Genomic DNA, 2254 nt, shown 5'->3' with positions numbered 1-2254 from the left:
TCCGCGCTCGGTGGCGGAGCGGCGGCCACCCGGCTACGCGCCGCGATTCTCGCGCTGGCGCAGCATCGCGGGCCGAACTCCAGCATCTGCCCGTCGGATGCCGCGCGCGCCGTCGGCGGCCCCAGCTGGCGCGAGCTGATGGCTCAAAGCCGCAGCATCGCATTCGCGTTGGCGCGCGACGGCGATGTCGAAATCACCCAGCGCGGTGCGGTCGTCGATCCGGATCAGCCGTCACGCGGACCGGTCCGCATCCGGGTAGCGCCAGCCTGACGGCCCCGACAAGGTTTGAAATCCGCCGAAGTGGTGTACAGAGACTTGCTACTTCGTTCCAGGAAAGGCCGGAAGATGAAGGCAATGGCGCCAGCCGCGATAGCGATCGCCGCAGTTTTGTTCAGTGGATGCTCTGCGTCGCAGATCATCAACACCGGTGGTGACACCAAGTGCAAGGACTTCACCACGCAGGACGAGAAGAAGCAGAACGATGAGGTCAGCAAGATGCTCAAGGACAAGAGCGGCGCCGACCCGTCCAATCTGGAGATCACCGCGACCCGGCTATCGGCGGCGACCTACTGCCAGACGCTCGGCAAGCCGGACAGCAAGATCTCCGAGGCGCCGCACGGCTGACCGGGAATCGGTGGCGCCGACGGCTTACTCGTCGCCGGCTTGCAGCACCACGGTCGCCCGCGCGGCTACCCTAACGGTGTCGCCAGCGGTAATCGGATCGCGATCAACGGGATTCGTCGCTTCGGCGGTGTCGACAACGGGGAGCCACGTTGGGCCGAATTCGCCTGGCGGCAAGGTGAATTCGATCGGCTCGTGGTGGGCATTGAAACACAGAAAAAACGAGTCGTCGGTAACCCGCTGCCCGCGAGCATCGAGGTCGGGAATGCCATGGCCGTTCAGGTAGACCGCCACTGATTTGCCGAAGCCCGAGTCCCAGTCGTCGTCTGTCATTTCGGAGCCGTCTGGCCGGAACCAGGAGATGTCCGGTTGTCCTTCGACGCCCCGCCGGCGGACCGGCGCCCCTTTGAAGAATCGGCGGCGCCGGAACACCGGATGCGCAGCGCGCAGAGCGGATACCGATCGGGTGAACTCCAGCAACTCGGTGTCCGCTTTGTCCCAATGCACCCAGGTGAGCTCGTTGTCTTGGCAGAAGCCGTTGTTGTTGCCGTTCTGTGTGCGGCCGAGCTCGTCGCCGTGCGAGATCATCGGAACCCCCTGCGACAGCAGCGTTGTCGCCAGGAAGTTGCGCTGCTGGTGAGCACGGAGCGCGTTGATCTCGGGATCGTCGGTCGGACCTTCCGCGCCGCAGTTCCATGACTGGTTGTTGCTTTCGCCGTCGTTGTTGTCTTCGCCGTTGGCGTCGTTGTGTTTTTCGTTGTAGGACACCAGGTCCCGTAGCGTGAAGCCGTCGTGAGCGGTGACGAAGTTAATGGAAGCCACCGGGCGCCGGGCGGTGGACTCGTAGAGATCGGCCGAGCCGGTCAGCCGGGAGGCGAACTCGCCCAGCGTCGCGGCCTCCCCGCGCCAGTAGTCGCGAACGGTGTCGCGGAACTTGCCGTTCCACTCCGTCCACTGCGGCGGGAAATTGCCGACCTGATAGCCGCCCGGGCCGACATCCCACGGCTCGGCGATCAGCTTGACCTGACTGACGACCGGATCCTGTTGCACGAGTTCGAAAAACGCCGACAGCCGGTCGACGTCGTAGAACTCACGGGCGAGTGTGGAGGCCAGGTCGAAGCGGAATCCGTCGACGTGCATTTCGGTCACCCAGTACCGCAGCGAATCCATGATCAGCTGCAGTGTGTGTGGATGCCCGACGTTGAGGCTGTTGCCGGTTCCGGTGTAGTCCATGTAGTACTGCTGATCGTCGTCGACCAAGCGGTAGTACGCGGCGTTGTCGACACCGCGCATCGACAAGGTGGGGCCGAGGTGGTTGCCTTCGGCGGTGTGGTTGTACACCACGTCCAGGACGACTTCGATGTCCTCTTCATGCAGAGCGCGGACCATGGTCTTGAACTCCTGCACCTGGCCGCCGGGCGTGGTGCTGGACGCGTACTTGGAATCGGGAGCCAGGAAGCCGATTGTGTTGTAGCCCCAGTAGTTTGACAGTCCCTTGTCCACCAGCGTGGAGTCGTTGGCGAAGTGGTGCACCGGCATCAGCTCGATGGCGGTGATTCCGAGCTTGGCGAAATGCTCGAGCATGGCGGGGTGGGCCACAGCTGCGTAGGTGCCACGCTGGTGGTCGGGGATG

At 63.9% G+C, this 2254-nt stretch carries 3 protein-coding genes; 2 read left to right on the top strand and 1 reads right to left on the bottom strand.

All coding sequences use genetic code 11. The annotated features are described in order from the left end of the window. Together WAN02_RS21705 and WAN02_RS21700 are read left to right on the top strand one after the other, a co-directional pair. The coding region (locus tag WAN02_RS21705) for a DUF3253 domain-containing protein (protein WP_422266283.1) at positions 1–270 on the top strand (270 nt) is incomplete at its 5' end. Positions 271–345: 75 nt separating this feature from the next. Continuing rightward, positions 346–624 (top strand): hypothetical protein, encoded by a 279-nt coding sequence (locus WAN02_RS21700; RefSeq protein WP_422266282.1) that lies wholly within the window; start codon positions 346–348, stop codon positions 622–624. A gap of 24 nt (positions 625–648) precedes the next feature. Here the strand turns inward: WAN02_RS21700 and glgX are convergent. Continuing rightward, positions 649–2254, bottom strand: a 1606-nt coding sequence (gene glgX, locus WAN02_RS21695; RefSeq protein ID WP_422266281.1) for a glycogen debranching protein GlgX, incomplete at its 5' end; no start/stop codon positions are given.

Source organism: Mycobacterium sp. (assembly GCF_049281135.1).
Taxonomy (GTDB): domain Bacteria; phylum Actinomycetota; class Actinomycetes; order Mycobacteriales; family Mycobacteriaceae; genus Mycobacterium.
The sequence above is the reverse complement of the archived record's forward strand: the minus strand, read 5'-3'. Positions and strand labels throughout refer to the sequence as shown.

Excerpts from the sequence above, each read along its gene's own strand:
- WAN02_RS21700 (WP_422266282.1), top strand. The coding sequence starts at position 346 with ATGAAGGCAATGGCGCCAGCCGCGATAGCGATCGCCGCAGTTTTGTTC.